The organism is Aeromonas enterica, from assembly GCF_054052465.1.
The window spans coordinates 1-15,959 of record NZ_JBSTYL010000003.1 but is presented as its reverse complement, the minus strand read 5'-3'; the positions used below and the strand labels follow the sequence as shown (position 1 = coordinate 15,959).

The window sequence follows — 15,959 nt, the reverse complement described above, 5'->3', positions numbered from 1 at the left end:
TCCCCATGATCGAAGTGACAGAGGTTTCCATTGCCGAGCTGCGCGGTGCGCTCGAAGCAGGCCGCACCACAGCGGTCGAACTGGTCAAGGCCTATCTGGCCCGGATCAAAGCCTATAACGGCCCCGAGACTGCCACCAAACTCAACGCCCTGGTGGTCGCCAACCCGGATGCACTGAAAGAAGCCGAAGCTTCCGATGCCCGCCGTGCCCGTGGCGAAACCCTGAGCCCGCTCGACGGCATCCCCTACACCGCCAAAGACAGCTATCTGGTCAAGGGGCTGACCGCCGCCTCCGGCAGCCCGGCCTTCAAGGATCTGGTGGCCCAGCGCGATGCCTTTACCGTTGAACGCCTGCGCGCCGCCGGTGCCATCTGCCTTGGCAAAACCAATATGCCGCCGATGGCCAATGGTGGCATGCAGCGCGGCGTCTATGGCCGTGCCGAGAGCCCCTACAACGCCGACTACCTGACCGCGCCGTTTGCCTCCGGCTCCTCCAACGGTGCCGGTACCGCCACCGCCGCCAGCTTCTCCGCCTTTGGTCTGGCCGAAGAGACCTGGTCGAGCGGCCGTGGCCCGGCCTCCAACAACGGTCTGTGCGCCTACACCCCGTCCCGTGGCGTCATCTCGGTGCGCGGTAACTGGCCGCTTACTCCGACCATGGATGTGGTGGTGCCTTATGCCCGCACCATGGCCGATCTCTTGGAAGTGCTGGATGTGGTAGTGGCTGACGATGCCGACACCCGTGGCGATCTCTGGCGCATGCAGCCCTGGGTGCAGCTGCCCAAGGCCTCCGAGGTGCGTCCGGCTTCCTATCTGGATCTGGCCGCCAAGCCTGATGCCCTCAAGGGCAAGCGCCTCGGCGTGCCGCGCATGTTTATCAACAAGGATGAACTGGCCGGCACCAGCGAAAACCCCGGCATCGGCGGCCCGACCGGTCAGCGTATCCATACCCGCCCGACCGTGATCGCCCTGTGGGAGCAGGCCCGTCAGGCGCTGGAAGCCGCTGGCGCGGAAGTTATCGAAGTGGACTTCCCGCTGGTTTCCAACTGCGAAGGGGACAGACCCGGCGCGCCGACCGTGTTCAATCGCGGCATCGTGAGCCCTGAGTTTCTCAACGACGAGCTGTGGGAGCTCTCCGGCTGGGCGTTCGACGACTTCCTGCGCGCCAACGGCGATCCCAAGCTCAATAAGCTCGCCGATGTGGATGGCCCCAAGATCTTCCCCCATGATCCGGGCACCTTGCCGAACCGCGAGGGCGATCTGGCGGCGGGCATGGACGAGTACGTCAAGATGGCCAAGCGCGGCCTCAAACGCTTTGACGAGATTGCCTCTGTGCCGGACGGCCTGCGCGGTCTGGAAAAGACCCGCAAGCTGGACTTGGAAGATTGGATGGACGGGCTCAAGCTCGACGCCGTGCTGTTCCCGACCGTCGCCGACGTCGCCCCGGCTGATTCGGACGTGAATCCGGCCTCCGCCGATATCGCCTGGAGCAACGGCATCTGGGTTGCCAACGGCAACCTCGCCATTCGCCATCTCGGTGTGCCGACCGTTACCGTCCCCATGGGCGTCATGGCCGATATCGGTATGCCGGTGGGCCTGACCTTCGCCGGTCGCGCCTATGACGACAACAACCTGCTGCGCGTCGCCTCGGCCTTCGAGTCCACCGGCAGCAAGCGCAAGGTGCCGCCGCGGACGCCGCCGTTGGCGTGATTGCTGGTGTGAGTTAAATAGCCCGGGTTCGCCCGGTGATAACGAAAATAAAACCACCCGCGCGATACGGGTGGTTTTTTATTGTCAGTTCTGGGGAGTGAGAGAGCCGAAAAGGGGGCTGGCGCGCTTGGCCTGAATGATTTCCCCATCGATTGTCACATTTCAACGTGATGTCATTTGGGTTCTCAAATGACACAAGGAGTGAGGCAATGAAATACCATGGAGAGTGCATTTTGGCCGATGCGTTGGCCTATATCGATGTCACCAGACTGCCCGGGCAGTTGCAGGAACTTATCGATATTATGGGACTGGAGGAGGCGTATATGTTCACGCAATCCTTTGGAGGGCAGTGCAAATATATCCCTAAATCACCCAAGCACCATGCTGCGTATTGCAGTGAGGTGACGATGGGGCGATTGTGTAACGCTTTGGGGGGACTAAGCATAGAGGTGCCTCTGGCCAAGCATATAGATAGACAATTGCGCAACCGAGAGATCATGGTTCAGTCGGAGAGTGGTAAATCGCGCACTCAGCTCGCCAAAGAGTTCGATCTGGGGACTCGCCAAGTTGCCAATATCAAGCGAAAGATGAGAGCGCAATAATTTTCGGTATCAGCCATAAGCGGGGCGGGCAAGGCCCTGCTTTTATCAACCGAGAAACCTGGACGGGCTATGGCCCTGCGTATAACGGCTATCAAATCGGCCCATGTGAGATGTTTGGATTGTCAGGCAGGAATAAAAATGCCCGGGTCTCCCCGGGCGAAGATGTTATAAGGTGATGGTCGCTTTATATTTGAAGTCACCCGCCGGTTGGCCGTAGAAATTCAGCTTGTAGCTGGTGGCTGTCTTATGCTCGCCCATGGCAATAATATAGTGGTTGCCACCATCGTCGTAGTAGAAGAGGCTGACGCTCTTCTGTACGTTGCCGGACGATGCATGCAGCACAGCATGGCCGTTATATTGATAAGCGCCAGTCGCCTTACCCTTACCTCCCGTCACGTCGTTCAAACACTGCTTCAGGTTGGCGTGGAGATTTTTCTCCAGATATTCACTCAGATACTGTTCGGCTTCGCACTGGTCCATGGGATCCAGTGCATGGCCGTTACCATCGATAATAATTATATCTTTCATCTTGTGCTCCTTGGTTGTGTAGAGGCGGCGGTATGAACCCGCCGCCCAATACTCAGGCTGCTGTGATGGCCCAAGAGTTGTCTTGTTTCAGGGTTGCAACCATCTCGTAGATGTTGGGCCCGAACTTGATCTCAACCGCATCAGTGATCTGCTCGATATCCAGGATCTCTCCTTGCTGGAAGTCGCCAAATACAATCCAGTAAGAGGGGTGGGGGACAAACTCCAGATGCAGGTTCGGCTGGGTCGCCTTGACGAAGGTACCCGCTTTGCTCATGCCGATACCGACAGCGGCCTGCTTGAGAGGCACATTGGCGCTCTCGTCGATATAGAGAGAACCTGATTGGCCGCTAAAGGAGGTTGGCGAAAAAAAGTAACCGCCGTTGTAATCCAGGGTAATGGAGTTGGCCGTGGTCAGATCGGCGGCTATTTCCTCTCCCCCTTCGAAGATGATGCCGGGTTTGATCTCACCGGTATCGGACCAGACAAAGGAGTAATCAATTTCCCATTTGAAGATCTCGTGTACGTTTGGATTAACAAACTTACTGAACCAAGCGAGGGAGAAAATATTCTGAGCTCGTTGATCCGGCAGCTGCTGAAAAAGCGCCACATTCCCTGAGTTAGTGGAGCTGTTGACAAACTTAACGCTGTATTGATTGGACATGGTATTTTCCTTGGTTATGAGGCCCATTATTAGGCCCAAGTTCAATTTCCCATGTCGTTACCGATTAAATAATCGGGAAGATATTCAGGTGAGTGTTTTTAAGTGATAAGTGTTTATCAGAGTCGTAGGTTCGAATAGCTAAGCGTATTCGGACGGTCGCGAATAGGTCGTGGCCGAGACGCCGCTGTAATACAGGGGGGCTGCCAGTATTGCTATGACGCGGTATGCGGACGATTACACTGCTCTAGTCGTCCCTGCATCAAGGCGCTGATTGCATGTTTTGACCATTTACCTCTTTCCATTTTCCACATCGCCAATCGCCATCTTGGTCGTGGTTCGCTGCTGATTTCTCCGGACTTTCCCCAGACTTCACCTTCTCTTCACAGAAGCCCATTTTCCCTTCACAAATCCCCCGTATTTTCTGCCCACTGCTTAAAAGGCCCGGCTTGCCACAGGGGTGGCGAGGGGCCGGTTGGAGCGAGGGAGCAAGATGATGAAAGGTTGGATAAAGTGCGGGCTGGCCGGGGCCCTGGTGCTGGTGGCGAGTTTCTGGGGCGGCAGCGTGCATGCGGCGGCGATATCGCTCACTCAGGTGAGCGGCCCTGTGTATGTGGTGGAGGACAACTACTACGTCAAAGAGAACTCCATGGTCTATTTCGGGGCCAAGGGGGTGACTGTGGTGGGGGCGACCTGGACGCCGGATACCGCCCGCGAGCTGCACAAGCTGATCAAACGGGTCAGCAGCAAACCGGTGCTGGAGGTGATCAACACCAACTACCACACCGACAGGGCAGGCGGTAACGCCTACTGGAAGTCCATCGGGGCCAAGGTGGTGGCGACGCGCCAGACACGGGATCTGATGAAGAGTGACTGGGCCGAGATTGTCGCCTTTACTCGCAAGGGGCTGCCGGAGTACCCGGATCTGCCGCTGGTGCTGCCCAACGTGGTGCACGATGGCGACTTCACCCTGCAGGAGGGCAAGGTGCGTGCCTTCTACGCGGGCCCGGCCCACACGCCGGACGGCATCTTTGTCTACTTCCCCGACGAGCAGGTGCTCTATGGCAACTGCATCCTCAAGGAGAAGCTGGGCAACCTGAGCTTTGCCGATGTGAAGGCCTATCCGCAGACGCTGGAGCGGCTCAAAGCGATGAAGCTGCCGATCAAGATTGTGGTCGGTGGTCACGACTCGCCGCTGCACGGGCCCGAGCTTATCGATCACTACGAGGCGCTTATCAAGGCCGCCCCGCAGGCATAGAGAGCCAGGGCGCAGAGATAACAAGATACGCCTCACTCTTGACAGGTGCTGGCCAGAGAAAACGCCCAAACGGGCGTTTTCCTGTTTTCAGCGCACCGGATTTTCTGTGGCTGATTTCCGAATCTTGCCGGCCGGCAGCCGGCCCCCGGCATTAAGGCTGTTCAAGCCGGGTGCGCTTTCATAAGATGGATTCCTCTCTGGCCAGCCATTAACAAGCAATTGATATGCAATATAAATCCCTCGAGCGGCTGAAGCAGGCCTTTATCACCGGCATGTGGGCCTCGCTGGTCAGCATCGTCATCGGCTTCTCCTTCAAGGTGTGGCTTGCGCAGTGGGTGGCCAAGGGGGATCTGGCGCTGTTCAATAGCGTGGTGGATTTGATCTCCCTCTCTCTCATCCTGATGACCGGCTTTCGCTCCTCCATGGTGGTGAGCTACTCCCAGACCAAGAACGACAGAGACATCATCAATATCTTCCGCTACTTCCTCATTGGCATGGTGCTGCTCACCTGGGGGTTGGTGATCCCCTACATCAAGCACGGGCTCCATATACGGGTGGAGTATCTGCAACTGGTGGGGGTCATCTTCGGGCTGGGGCTCAAGGTCTATTTCACCAATCTGGTGGCCATGTACCGCATGTATGACATTTCCAACAGGGTCACCTGGCTGGAGCCGCTCGCCAATGCCCTGCTGTTTATGGCCTGCTATTTCGGGCTGGGGATGGATGCACTCTCGTCGCTCTTCTACGGGCTGACGCTCTCGTCGCTGGTCATCGCCGGTTATATGTATCTCTATCGGCGCAGGGCCATCGCCACCCGGCCGCTGGCCAAAGTCGAGCTCGGCCCCGAGATGCGCAGCTATGTGAAAAAGAGCTTCACCGCCTCGCTGGAGGCGGGGGCCAGCATACTGATGATCTACATCACAGTGCTGCTCACCATACGCCACTTCAGCATCGACGAGCTGGGGGATTTCCAGGTGGTGGTGCGCCCCATCTTCACCTATATGACGCTGCTGTTTGTCTTCCCAATCTACCGCTTCGTGCTGCCTGAGCTGGCGGTCAATCTGCGCAACGGCGATCACCGCCAGATCAGGATGATCCGACGCTGGATCTTCCGCCTCTCGGCTATCGTCAGTCTGGTGTTCTTTGTGCTGATGCTGCTGGCGGGCAAGCCGCTGGTGTTGCTGCTGTTCCCCGTCGACTATGTGGGGGCCGTGCCCGTGCTGCTGCACTTCTCCCTCTTCTTCATCTTCATGATGCTCAACGGCTATCAGCTCGCCTATATCAAGGCCCACGGCCACTTTACCCAGAGCCTGCTAATCCGGCTGGTCGGCATAGTGGCGCTGGTCGCCGCCTACTATCTGGTGGCCGAGTTCACCAGCAACGTGGTGGCCATTATTGTGGCGCTGGGGCTTGGCTATATGGTGATGTTTATCCTCTCGACCCTGGCGGAGCAACGCATCCTGCGGGCCCTGCCACCCATGCTGGCCACCGATTCATAGCCGCCTGCGGTTAGCCGGAAAACAAAAAACGCCCATGCGGGCGTTTTTTGTGGGCGGCGTTGAGGCGGCTTAACGCTTGCCCTTGCCGCTCTTGCCGCCGCCGAGGGCCAGCTTTCTGGCGCGCTGCTTCTGGGCTGCCTTGCCGTTGCGGCGCGGCTCGGGTTCTAAGCGGGTGAGGTCGGGCTCAAAGCCCGGGAACCACTGCTGGGGCAATCGGGTGTCGAGCACGGCTTCCACCTTCTCCAAGAGCGGCGCATCTTCCGGGCTGAACAAGGTGATGGCCAGCCCCTTGTTGCCCGCGCGGCCGGTGCGACCGATGCGGTGCACGTAATCCTCTGCGACAAAGGGGAATTCGAGGTTGATCACGTAGTTGAGATCGCTGATATCGAGGCCGCGTGCTGCCACGTCGGTAGCGACCAGCGCCTGCAGGGTGCCAGCCCTGAACTCCAGCAGCACCTTCTCCCGCGCGCTTTGTGACAGGTCACCGTGGAAGGCCAGCGCATTGATGCCCGCTTTGCCCAGCTGCTGGGCCAGCTTGTCGGCCCCCTGGCGGGTGCGGCTGAAGATCAGCACCGGCGCCCAGCCCTTCACCTTGATCAGGTGCTCCAGCAACGCCAGCTTGCGCTCGCCATCCACCGCATAGACCCGCTGCTCCACCTCGGCCGCCGTGGTGTTACGCGGTGCCACCTCGATCAGTTCGGGGTCGCGCAGCAGCACACGGCTCAAGGCAAACAGGTTGTCATCGCAGGTGGCGGAGAAGAGCAGGGTCTGGCGATCCGCCGGTATTTGTTTGAGCAGCGCCTTGATCTCGTCCATAAAGCCCATGTCGAGCATGCGGTCCGCCTCGTCAAACACCAGATGGCTGAGGCGCTCAAGGCTCAAGGTCCCCTGGCGCAGATGGTCGAGCAGTCGGCCCGGGGTGGCGATCAGCAGATCCACCCCGGCTTTCAGCGCCTCCACCTGCGCGGCTATGCTGACCCCGCCGTAGACCAAAGCGCTGGTGAGACCCGTACCTTGTCCGTAGCGCGCGACGCTCTCGTGTACCTGCACCGCCAGCTCGCGGGTCGGCACCAGCACCAGGGCGCGGATCGGCACCAGCACCAGGGCGCGGATCGGGCGGGATGCATCGCTCGCCGGGTGCTGCATCAGTTGCTCCAGCAGCGGCAGCACGAAGGCGGCTGTCTTGCCTGTGCCGGTCTGGGCCCCCGCCATCAGATCGCGCCCCGCCAGAATGACGGGGATGGCGCAGGCCTGGATCGGGGTGGGCGCGGCATAGCCGAGTTCGGTCAGCGTCTGCTGCAAATGGGGGGATAGGGCCAGTTCGGCAAAGGAGGCAATGGACATAGGGGCACCAGTGTGGGGTTATCGCGGCCAGGGCCACGACAGAAACAATCGTAGTGGCCGGCATGGTAACAGAAGCGGGGGCATGGGCAGAAGGCGGGCGAGGGGAGTGGGCCTCTATCCCGCGCTTCGCCCTGCAGGTCTGGCTCGGGAGCTGCGCCATGGCGAGCAGCTCCCTGTGCTGGAACACTCTGTGCTGGTTAACGGCAGTGAAACACCTCTTCCAGCGCATCCACCACGGCGCGTACCCGGCTGGCCTTCTGCAGGTCGGGGTGGAGCACCAGCCAGATGTCGACCGGATCGCTGAGGGCGGGCAGCACGCGCACCAGCTCAGTTTCTTTGTCTGCCAGAAAGGTGGAGAGCAGGGCTATTCCCAGCCCCTGGCGGGCCGCCGCCAGCAACAGCAGCTGGGCATTGCACTGCAGCACCACGTTCGGTTCGTGCAGCGGCTCCCCGCACAGGCTGTGCCAGTGGCGGGAGACCAGCTCCTTGGCAAACAGCAGCAGGGCGTGCTGACTCAGGCCGTGGCCGCTCTTGGGCGTGCCGTGGCGAGCCAGATAGTCGCGAGAGGCGTAGAGCCCCATATCTATGGTGGTGAGCCGCTTGATCACCAGCTCGTCGTTGTCGGGGCGCAGCCCCCGGATGGCGAGATCGGCCTCCCGATAGGCGATGTCGCTGACGCTGACCGCCGTCTGCAAGCTGAGGCGGATACCTGGGTGGCGCTCGCGCAGCAGGGTGAGGGCGGGCAGCACGAAGGCCTGGGCCAGGGTGTCAGTGGTGGCGATGCGCACCTCGCCGCACAGGCTCTGATCCCCTGCGCTCGCCTTGCGTTCTATGGCCTTGATGGCCTGCTCCATGGCGCTGGCATCCGCCAGCATGGTCTCGCCGAGGGGGCTCAGATCATAGAGTTTGGGGGTGCGGATAAAGAGCTTGGAGCCCAGGTTTTGCTCCAGCGCCGTGATGCGCCGCCCGACGGTGGCCTGATCGACCCCCAGCACCCCGGCCGCGCCACGCAGTGTGCCCTGTCTTGCCAATGCCAGAAAAAAACGTGCGTCATCCCAGTTGATCATCGAGCCTCCCACTCAAAGTGCCCCCTTGGGGCGAGCCCATTAGAAGCCAGCACAGGCGGGATCACAAGGCGAGCGTGGCCTTGTTGGCATGCAAATAGATGTTACCGGCATGCATTATTGAAGCGGCATGATGCATTTGTGCCGCTGTTGGCAGGGATGGACGGGCGCTATCATGGCCGACTCTCGTCAGCGTGGCCCGGCCTCGCGTTCATCGGAGTTGTGCATGTCATCATCCCTGTCCACCGCCCGGCCCTGCGAGGCGCAGGCTTCCCATGGCGCCATCTTGCTGTTTCTGCCGCTGGCCCTGATGTCGGCGCTGCTCAACAGCAGCGTGCCCACCCCTCTCTATCCCCACTACCAGCAGGTACTGGCGCTGAGCGATGTCAGCCTCACCCTGATCTATGGCGGCTATGCGGCCGGGGTGCTCATCTCCTTGTTCGGGGTGGGCAATCTGGCGGGCCGGGTGAGCGATCTGCGCGCCATGATCCTGCCGGCCCAGCTGGCGGTCGCGGGAGGCGCCCTGCTGTTTTCCCTGGCCGATTCGTTCTGGTCGCTGCTGCTGGCGCGGGTGCTGGCCGGGATCGGCACGGGGGCGCTGACCGGCGCCGCCAACGTGGCGCTGCTGCGCTTTGGTCCGCGCGACGGCGGCAAGCGGGCCGCTCTCAGCGCGACCCTCTCTTTTACTGCCGGACTGGCGCTAGGCCCGGTATTCAGCGGGCTGGCGTTGCAGCTGGACTTTTATCCGACTCAGCTGCCTTTTCTGCTCATCATGGGGTTGGCGGCCTGCGCCATGACAGGTGTTGTGCTGAGCTGGCCCGCCAGCGCGCAAGGGGCGCCGGCCGCGGCAACGCATCAGGGCAGGGGATCGCTAGGGGAGGGGCTCAAGGCCACTGGGGTTGCATTCTTTCTTTGTGCGCTGGCGTTGTTTACCGCCTGGGCGGTGGCGGCCAGCCTGCTGGCCATCGGCCCCAAGGTGGCGAGCCAGTTGCTGGGGATGCGGGATCTCGGCCTGTTTGGCTATCTGATCGCGGCTTATATGTTGCTCTCCGGCCTGTGCCAGCTCTGGGCCCGCCGCCTCGATGCCCGCCATACCCTGCAGAGCGGTTGCCTGGCGCTGGCACTCTGCGTGCTGCTGTTTACCGGCGCCGTGCACGTCCAGTCGCTCTGGTTGGCGGGGCTTGGGCTGCTGGTGGCAGGTTACGCCCAGGGCGCCGTGTTTGTCGGCAGTGCGACCCTGGTCAACCGCATCTCTCCCGGCGGCAGCCACGCCCGGCTGGTGTCGTTCTTCTATGTGATCGCCTATGTGGCGAACTGGGTGCCTGTGCTGCTGGGCTGGGTGAGTGACAGTGTTGGCCTGCTGGCGGCGGTGGACCTGCTCGCCGTCGGCACCATTCTGATCAGTCTTGGGCTGGCCTGGGGGGTATCACGAACCCGCTTCGAACGGGCTGCGCCTTGATAGGCTCACCCATCAATCCGCCAGCAACACTCGTTTGGCGTCCAGATGGTGCATCCATTCCCGCAGGATCAGCAGCACGGCGGCAAAATGCCGCCCCTTGGGCAGATGGGCCGCCGCCAGCGGATCCCCTTCCACCATGGCGGCAAACTGGCCGAACAGCTGCTCTATGCTCTCCCGGCTCAGCTCATGGCTGCCGAACTCGTCAGCCAGCGGGAGCGGGCTGTCCAGTGTCACGAGTTCGTGGGCCGGAATGCGGGCAGCCAGCGGCATCAGCGCATCCTCTACTACCATGATGGCTTGCTCCAATTCGAGTGCGCTCGGCGGGTCATGGCGAAACGGGCCCGGCGTCATGGCCTCGAAACCAAATGCCAGCTTGTAGGTGAGGGTGATGTCGTCTGCCTGGGTGATCTGCACCTTGCTGGTCTGCTCCCCCAGCTTCAGCATGATGGCGGGGTGTCTGCTTGTCATGAGATCTCCTTGCCGTGTTGATGATCAGACTTATCCATACACCCGCCCATGCTTGCTGGCGAGGGCTTTCAGCTCCCCCATTCGGCTGATACGGCTTGCAAACTTGGTTATTGATGGCATTCTGGATGTCTAAATGGCTATTGCTCACCTCTACGCTTCAGGAGTTCTGATATGGATATTCGCACCGCTCCCCGCGCCCTTGCGCTCGCCCTCCTGCTGACCAGCAGCCTCGCCTGTGCCAACGAGGCCCTGGTGATCCAGACCGATTTTGGTCTCAAGGATGGCGCAGTGTCGGCCATGAAGGGGGTCGCCTTCGGGGTTGATCGCACCCTGCCGCTCTATGACCTGACCCACGAGATCCCGGCCTACAACATCTGGGAAGCCTCCTACCGGCTCTATCAGACCATCAACTACTGGCCCAAGGGCACCGTCTTCGTCAGCGTGGTGGATCCTGGCGTGGGGACAGATCGAAAGTCGGTGGTGCTCAAGACCAAGAGCGGTCACTACATAGTCTCGCCGGATAACGGCACCCTGACCCTGGTGGCGGAGCACTTCGGCATCGACACAGTGCGCCAGATCGACGAGAAGACCAATCGCCTCAAGGGTTCCGAGAAGTCCAACACCTTCCACGGCCGCGATGTTTACGCCTACACCGGCGCCCGGTTGGCCTCCGGTGCCATCAGCTATGAGCAGGTGGGCCCGCTGCTGCCGGCCGAGGTGGTGAAGATCCCTTACCAGCCGGCAGTGGCCGAGCAGGACGGCACCGTCAAGGGCACCATCCCGATCCTGGATGTGCAGTACGGCAACGTCTGGACCAACATAGACGAGACGCTGCTTGCCAAGGCGGGCGTCAACAAGGGGGATCAGGCCTGCCTCAAGATAAGCGAAGGGGACGTGCTCAAGTACGAGGGCAAGGCCCCCTACGTCAGCAGCTTCGGCGACGTGCCTGAAGGCCAGCCGCTGGTCTACCTCAACAGCCTGCTGCAAGTCTCGGTCGCCCTCAACATGGACAGCTTCGCCGTCAAACATCAGGTGCAGTCCGGTGCCAACTGGCATATCAGTCTGAAGAAGTGTTCATGATCATCGGCTGACACCAATAACAACGGGCGCCGCGGCGCCCGTCTTTTTTACCGGCTCAGCACAGGTCGGCGGGAGGCGGTCCTTCTACCTTATATAGTGCCCGTCCAGTTCCCGCTGGTAGTAATGGCCGGCTTTGGCGTAGTGGCGACGGTCATCCAGATCCAGCGGGATAGGCTCGCGTCAGTCTGCACCTCGATCACCTGGGTTGGCGGCGTGACCACCACATAGTGATTCTCCTGTCGCTAGTAATAGATGTCGCCGAGCACATAGTCGGTGAGCCCGACCAGCAAGACCGTCTCCACCCCCGCCCACACTCGCGGGGAGGGCGATGAGCAGCGGTAATGCTCGGGGCCTGGAGCTATCCCTGTTCATCCTATTGGCCCTTGAGCGGAGCAGTGGCGGACTGGAGCCTGATTGGCTGGGGGGGTAGCTCCCGCACGCTGACCATCACCTCGTAACTTTTGTTGGCCTCGGCGGCGGGGATGTTCTTTAACAGCTCCTGGGCCGTGGCCTGGGGATCCTTGCTCTGCTTGCTGGCCTGATAGAGAACCGAGGGTGGCGCCGGTATCTGAGCGCCGGGGTGGCCTGGCATGGGGGGCGGCATGTCGCTGGCGTGCACAGACAGGCTGCCGAGCAGCAGGGGCAATACGAGGGCTTTGCATGACATGGGATGACTTCGTCCGGGTGAATATGGCCCATCAAACGCCAGCCTGGCTCTGCGCTCAATCGCTTTTACACCCTCTTTTCACCCCCTTTACAGTTGTGACAACGGGCGCCTGGGCGCCCGTTGTGTGTCATGGGAGGAGGTCGCCTCAAAACTCGTTGGAGAGCGCCTTGTAACCCTTGACCAGATCTATGTTGGTGTGGGCCACGTCTTCGGAGAACTCGGTGGCATCCACTGTGACTCTGGGGATCTCGGCCAGATCGCTCTGCTGATTGATGCGGGTGGTGGAGGGCACATAGAAGCCGGGGGGCAGATCGCAGCCATCCACCACAGAGTTGTGGCGCACCACCGAACCTTCACCTATGTGGCAGTTGAACAGCACGCTGTTGAAGCCGATGAAGACCCGGTTGCCGACCTCGCACGGGCCGTGCACGATTGAGCGGTGGGCGATGGAGGTGTACTCGCCTATGGTGACGGCCGCGCCGGACTTGGAGTGGATCACCACCCCGTCCTGAATGTTGGAGTTGGCGCCTATGATGATGGGCTCCATGTCGCCACTGGCATCCACCTCGTCGGCGCGGATCACCGCATAGGGGCCGACAAACACGTTTTCCTTGATGATCACCTTGCCACAGATGATGGCAGTCTTGTCGATATAGGCTGATTCGTCGATGACCGGCAGGTGGCCGGAAGGATTCTTGCGGATCATGTGACATCCTGTTGAAGATGAAATCGGGACGGGGAAAAAGGCGAGGCCACTGGCCTGCCGGTGGGTCAGCTTACGCCTGTGGGCCGGGAGGGGGAACCCCTGACTGGTCAGACCCTTGGGGGCGTACGCATATCTTGTCGGGGTGTTCCCTCTTCTCAAAATATGGGAGCATGACGTCTGCCTACGGGGCTGCGCTGCCGCGTTGGTACTCTTTTGATATAACGCTGGATACCCAAGATGAAGAAGATTGTTGTGCTGCTCGGCACCCTGCTGCTCTCTCCCTTGTTCTCTTCTGCCGTGCAGGCCAAGGGGGAGGCGGGCGAGTTTGACTATTATGCTCTGGCGCTCTCCTGGTCGCCGGAGCATTGCGCCGTCAAGCCGGCCGACCGGGACCAGTGCGCCCGTCAGCTGGGATTCGTGCTGCACGGACTCTGGCCCCAGTACCAGCGCGGCTACCCGAGCAGCTGCTCCCGCGAGCGACTGGATCCTGTCATGGAGCAGCAGTTTGCCGGGCTCTATCCCAGCCGTTTTCTCTATCGCCATGAGTGGGAAAAGCACGGTACCTGCTCCGGTCTCGACCAGCCGCAGTTCCATCAGCTGGCCAGCGACCTGCGTCAGAAGGTGAAGATCCCGGCTGCGTACCAGTCGCCTGCCGAGCCTCTGCGCAAGAGCCGCTTCCAGCTCAAGGCGGATCTGGCCAGTGCCAACGACTGGCTGGCGCCAGACAACATCACGGTTGCCTGTGCCGACGGGGGCGCTTCCTGCGGGAAGTCTACATCTGCATCAACAAGGAAGGGACGGATGCCGTCACCTGCTCCGACGAGATGCAAAAGCGTGAACTGCGCTCCTGCGGTCAGCCGGACTTCCTGCTGCGCAGCGTGCGCTGACCCCTCCTTATCTTCATCGGGCCCCTTGCGGGCCCGATGTGCAAATACCGTCATCGGAAAGGAGTCTGGCAATGACCGACATGAAACAGTTCTCGGCGCGAGAGCGAAGCCTGCTGCTCGGGGTGAAAGGAGTGGGCCCCACCGTCATCGGCCGGCTCGAACAGTTGGGTTATCACACTCTGAGCGAGCTGGCCGGGGCGGACACGAGCCACATAGTCCAGCTGGTGGCCAGCATGCTGGGCTCGACCTGCTGGCAGAACAGCCAGCAGGCCCGCGGCGCCATCGATGGCGCCATAGCGTTGGCGCGCAGCCAGGTTGCAGCTGACGCCGTTTCGGACTGTGAGCTGGGAACATAGCGATGAGCCTGTTTGCCGAACTGGGGATGCGTTATCCCATCATTCAGGCCCCCATGGCGGGCGTGCAGGACGGCGCGCTAGCGCTGGCCGTCACGGGTGTCGGTTGTCTGGGTTCCCTGCCGGCGGCCATGCTCAGCCCGACCGGGCTGCGAAGCGAGCTCGTTCGACTTGCCGCCAGCGGTCTGGGGCCATTCAACATCAACTTCTTCTGCCATCGGCAAACCGAGCCGGATCCGATCGCCCTCGCGGGTTGGCGGCAGACCCTGGCACCTTACTACGCCGAGTTCGGGGTGAATGCCGAGGCCGCGGTGACGGCACCCAGTCGCGCCCCGTTCAACGCCGAGCATGCCGCCATCCTGGCCGAGTTCCACCCTGCCGTGGTCAGCTTCCATTTCGGCCTGCCCGAGCCGAGCCTGCTGGCCCGAGTGAAAGCCACGGGGGCAAAAATCTTTGCCAGCGCGACCACGGTAGCAGAAGCGCAGTGGCTGGCTCGTCATGGCGCCGATGCCATCATAGCGCAGGGACTGGAGGCTGGCGGCCATCGCGGCCACTTCCTCGATGAGGATCTCGCCTTGCAGCAAGGCGCCTTTACCTTGTTGCCACAGATAGTGGCCGCTGTGGATCTGCCCGTCATAGCCGCCGGTGGCATAGTCGATGGCAAGGGGATCCGGGCCGCCCTAGCGTTGGGGGCCAGCGCAGTGCAGATGGGAACCGCCTTCCTTTGCTGTCATGAGGCGACGACCTCTGCCTTGCATCGCGCGGCTATTCATTCGACTCGAAGTCAGCACACAGCCCTGACCAAGGTGTTCAGTGGTCGCCCGGCAAGGGGGATAGTCAATCGACTGATGCGGGAGCTGGGCTCGCTCTCGGATCTGGCACCTGATTTCCCCCATGCCAGCAGCGCGCTGGCCCCATTGCGTGCGGCAGCCGAAAAGATGGGTGACAGTGGCTTCTCGCCACTGTGGGCGGGCCAGAATGTCTCCGGCTGCCTGGACCTGCCAGCCGCCGAGCTGATCGCCGCATGGGTGAAAGAAGCGGGCCTGGCGTGAGCGCTTCTTTATATAGATAGATGAGCGGGAGGGTCGCCATACGAGGAGTGACTCTTCTATGGGCATAATGCGGGTCACTCATGAGGCCAAACGGGCCATTTTACGGCACTTCTGTGGATAAGTTTGTACAAAAGCTGTGGTTGGTTATGAATAACTAAATAAGTGCCGATTTTTGCAGTTTTATTGCATTGCGACCCTTGCCAACGCGATCAATCTCTCTATAATGCGCCACATCGACAGGGCAAGCGGCAACGCAAACAAGCCAGTCGGTGTCTAGAAAAGCCTTTGAAAATAAGGCTTGACTCGAGAAGGCGGTTGAGTAGAATTCCACTCCCGCAGCAACACACTGTTGCGTCGCTCTTTAACAATTTGAATCAAGCAATCTGTGTGGGCACTCACAGCATCGAACATCAAACAATTTTGTTGATTTTCAATGTCTGGTGAAGTGACCAAAACGACTTGTTAGCAATAACAAGCCGAACAGTTTATTTCAGCAATTCATTGAGCCGCTGAAGTTCGCTACCTCGGTATCGAATGAACGCAAACCAAACTTAAATTGAAGAGTTTGATCATGGCTCAGATTGAACGCTGGCGGCAGGCCTAACACATGCAAGTCGAGCGGCAG

15 protein-coding genes, 1 rRNA gene and 1 pseudogene are annotated in these 15,959 nt (G+C 60.7%); 10 read left to right on the top strand and 7 right to left on the bottom strand.

Translation table 11 applies throughout. From position 1 onward, the window contains the following. Positions 1-5: 5 nt before the first annotated feature. Entirely contained in the window at positions 6-1,709 is a 1,704-nt protein-coding gene (locus ACW5XD_RS04135) for an amidase (protein ID WP_456493763.1), read from the top strand. 209 nt (positions 1,710-1,918) lie between these two features. After that, positions 1,919-2,311: a Mor transcription activator family protein gene (locus ACW5XD_RS04130; protein ID WP_456493762.1), complete on the top strand. Its 393-nt coding sequence runs from the start codon at positions 1,919-1,921 to the stop codon at positions 2,309-2,311. Positions 2,312-2,476: 165 nt separating this feature from the next. Here ACW5XD_RS04130 and ACW5XD_RS04125 read toward each other — a convergent pair whose 3' ends face one another. Together ACW5XD_RS04125 and ACW5XD_RS04120 are read right to left on the bottom strand one after the other, a co-directional pair. Then, positions 2,477-2,839 (bottom strand): hypothetical protein, encoded by a 363-nt coding sequence (locus ACW5XD_RS04125; RefSeq protein ID WP_456493761.1) that lies wholly within the window; start codon positions 2,837-2,839, stop codon positions 2,477-2,479. 52 nt (positions 2,840-2,891) lie between these two features. Continuing rightward, a complete protein-coding gene (locus ACW5XD_RS04120; RefSeq protein ID WP_456493760.1) occupies positions 2,892-3,500 on the bottom strand; it encodes a RhiA in 609 nt (202 codons plus the stop codon). Positions 3,501-3,990: 490 nt separating this feature from the next. On the opposite strand from ACW5XD_RS04120, the gene cphA reads away from it, so the two are divergent. Further along, positions 3,991-4,755: a CphA family subclass B2 metallo-beta-lactamase gene (gene cphA, locus ACW5XD_RS04115; protein WP_456493759.1), complete on the top strand. Its 765-nt coding sequence runs from the start codon at positions 3,991-3,993 to the stop codon at positions 4,753-4,755. Between the two features lie 224 nt (positions 4,756-4,979). Beyond that, complete coding sequence (locus ACW5XD_RS04110; protein ID WP_456493758.1) at positions 4,980-6,254, top strand: hypothetical protein; 1,275 nt, start codon at positions 4,980-4,982, stop codon at positions 6,252-6,254. A gap of 69 nt (positions 6,255-6,323) precedes the next feature. Here ACW5XD_RS04110 and ACW5XD_RS04105 read toward each other — a convergent pair whose 3' ends face one another. Together ACW5XD_RS04105 and ACW5XD_RS04100 are read right to left on the bottom strand one after the other, a co-directional pair. Beyond that, positions 6,324-7,598 carry a DEAD/DEAH box helicase gene (locus tag ACW5XD_RS04105; RefSeq protein WP_456493757.1) on the bottom strand — a complete coding sequence of 425 codons (1,275 nt, stop codon included), beginning with the start codon at positions 7,596-7,598 and terminating at the stop codon, positions 6,324-6,326. 197 nt (positions 7,599-7,795) lie between these two features. Then, complete coding sequence (locus ACW5XD_RS04100; protein ID WP_456493756.1) at positions 7,796-8,665, bottom strand: LysR family transcriptional regulator; 870 nt, start codon at positions 8,663-8,665, stop codon at positions 7,796-7,798. A 223-nt stretch (positions 8,666-8,888) separates the two neighbouring features. Between ACW5XD_RS04100 and ACW5XD_RS04095 the strand changes: the two genes are divergently transcribed. Beyond that, positions 8,889-10,121 (top strand): MFS transporter, encoded by a 1,233-nt coding sequence (locus ACW5XD_RS04095; RefSeq protein ID WP_456493755.1) that lies wholly within the window; start codon positions 8,889-8,891, stop codon positions 10,119-10,121. A 12-nt stretch (positions 10,122-10,133) separates the two neighbouring features. Here ACW5XD_RS04095 and ACW5XD_RS04090 read toward each other — a convergent pair whose 3' ends face one another. Beyond that, positions 10,134-10,589, bottom strand: coding sequence for a hypothetical protein (locus ACW5XD_RS04090; protein WP_456493754.1), 456 nt, complete (start codon positions 10,587-10,589; stop codon positions 10,134-10,136). Positions 10,590-10,760: 171 nt separating this feature from the next. Here ACW5XD_RS04090 and ACW5XD_RS04085 point away from each other — a divergent pair, with 171 nt between their 5' ends. Further along, complete coding sequence (locus ACW5XD_RS04085; RefSeq protein ID WP_456493753.1) at positions 10,761-11,669, top strand: SAM hydrolase/SAM-dependent halogenase family protein; 909 nt, start codon at positions 10,761-10,763, stop codon at positions 11,667-11,669. Positions 11,670-12,042: 373 nt separating this feature from the next. On the opposite strand, the gene ACW5XD_RS04080 is transcribed toward ACW5XD_RS04085, so the two are convergent. Next, entirely contained in the window at positions 12,043-12,336 is a 294-nt protein-coding gene (locus ACW5XD_RS04080; RefSeq protein ID WP_456493752.1) for a hypothetical protein, read from the bottom strand. A 145-nt stretch (positions 12,337-12,481) separates the two neighbouring features. Beyond that, positions 12,482-13,042, bottom strand: coding sequence for a gamma carbonic anhydrase family protein (locus tag ACW5XD_RS04075; RefSeq protein ID WP_042869323.1), 561 nt, complete (start codon positions 13,040-13,042; stop codon positions 12,482-12,484). Between the two features lie 237 nt (positions 13,043-13,279). Between ACW5XD_RS04075 and ACW5XD_RS04070 the strand changes: the two are divergent. From ACW5XD_RS04070 to ACW5XD_RS04055, 4 genes and pseudogenes are all read left to right on the top strand, one after another. After that, a pseudogene (locus ACW5XD_RS04070) lies at positions 13,280-13,929 on the top strand (ribonuclease T2 family protein). Positions 13,930-14,000: 71 nt separating this feature from the next. Continuing rightward, on the top strand, positions 14,001-14,285 hold the full coding sequence (locus ACW5XD_RS04065) for a helix-hairpin-helix domain-containing protein (protein ID WP_456493751.1): 285 nt from the start codon (positions 14,001-14,003) through the stop codon (positions 14,283-14,285). A gap of 2 nt (positions 14,286-14,287) precedes the next feature. Then, positions 14,288-15,334 (top strand): NAD(P)H-dependent flavin oxidoreductase, encoded by a 1,047-nt coding sequence (locus ACW5XD_RS04060; protein ID WP_456493750.1) that lies wholly within the window; start codon positions 14,288-14,290, stop codon positions 15,332-15,334. 553 nt (positions 15,335-15,887) lie between these two features. Then, positions 15,888-15,959, top strand: a 16S ribosomal RNA gene (locus ACW5XD_RS04055); the annotation flags it as partial.

What these genes read in the sequence shown, in the direction of transcription:
- ACW5XD_RS04100 (WP_456493756.1), bottom strand. Translation starts at nt 8,665, where the DNA reads ATGATCAACTGGGATGACGCACGTTTTTTTCTGGCATTGGCAAGACAG.
- ACW5XD_RS04065 (WP_456493751.1), top strand. Translation starts at nt 14,001, where the DNA reads ATGACCGACATGAAACAGTTCTCGGCGCGAGAGCGAAGCCTGCTGCTC.
- ACW5XD_RS04090 (WP_456493754.1), bottom strand. Translation starts at nt 10,589, where the DNA reads ATGACAAGCAGACACCCCGCCATCATGCTGAAGCTGGGGGAGCAGACC.
- ACW5XD_RS04135 (WP_456493763.1), top strand. Translation starts at nt 6, where the DNA reads ATGATCGAAGTGACAGAGGTTTCCATTGCCGAGCTGCGCGGTGCGCTC.
- ACW5XD_RS04075 (WP_042869323.1), bottom strand. Translation starts at nt 13,042, where the DNA reads ATGATCCGCAAGAATCCTTCCGGCCACCTGCCGGTCATCGACGAATCA.
- ACW5XD_RS04085 (WP_456493753.1), top strand. Translation starts at nt 10,761, where the DNA reads ATGGATATTCGCACCGCTCCCCGCGCCCTTGCGCTCGCCCTCCTGCTG.
- cphA (WP_456493759.1), top strand. Translation starts at nt 3,991, where the DNA reads ATGATGAAAGGTTGGATAAAGTGCGGGCTGGCCGGGGCCCTGGTGCTG.
- ACW5XD_RS04105 (WP_456493757.1), bottom strand. Translation starts at nt 7,598, where the DNA reads ATGTCCATTGCCTCCTTTGCCGAACTGGCCCTATCCCCCCATTTGCAG.
- ACW5XD_RS04095 (WP_456493755.1), top strand. Translation starts at nt 8,889, where the DNA reads ATGTCATCATCCCTGTCCACCGCCCGGCCCTGCGAGGCGCAGGCTTCC.
- ACW5XD_RS04120 (WP_456493760.1), bottom strand. Translation starts at nt 3,500, where the DNA reads ATGTCCAATCAATACAGCGTTAAGTTTGTCAACAGCTCCACTAACTCA.
- ACW5XD_RS04060 (WP_456493750.1), top strand. Translation starts at nt 14,288, where the DNA reads ATGAGCCTGTTTGCCGAACTGGGGATGCGTTATCCCATCATTCAGGCC.
- ACW5XD_RS04080 (WP_456493752.1), bottom strand. Translation starts at nt 12,336, where the DNA reads ATGTCATGCAAAGCCCTCGTATTGCCCCTGCTGCTCGGCAGCCTGTCT.
- ACW5XD_RS04125 (WP_456493761.1), bottom strand. Translation starts at nt 2,839, where the DNA reads ATGAAAGATATAATTATTATCGATGGTAACGGCCATGCACTGGATCCC.
- ACW5XD_RS04110 (WP_456493758.1), top strand. Translation starts at nt 4,980, where the DNA reads ATGCAATATAAATCCCTCGAGCGGCTGAAGCAGGCCTTTATCACCGGC.
- ACW5XD_RS04130 (WP_456493762.1), top strand. Translation starts at nt 1,919, where the DNA reads ATGAAATACCATGGAGAGTGCATTTTGGCCGATGCGTTGGCCTATATC.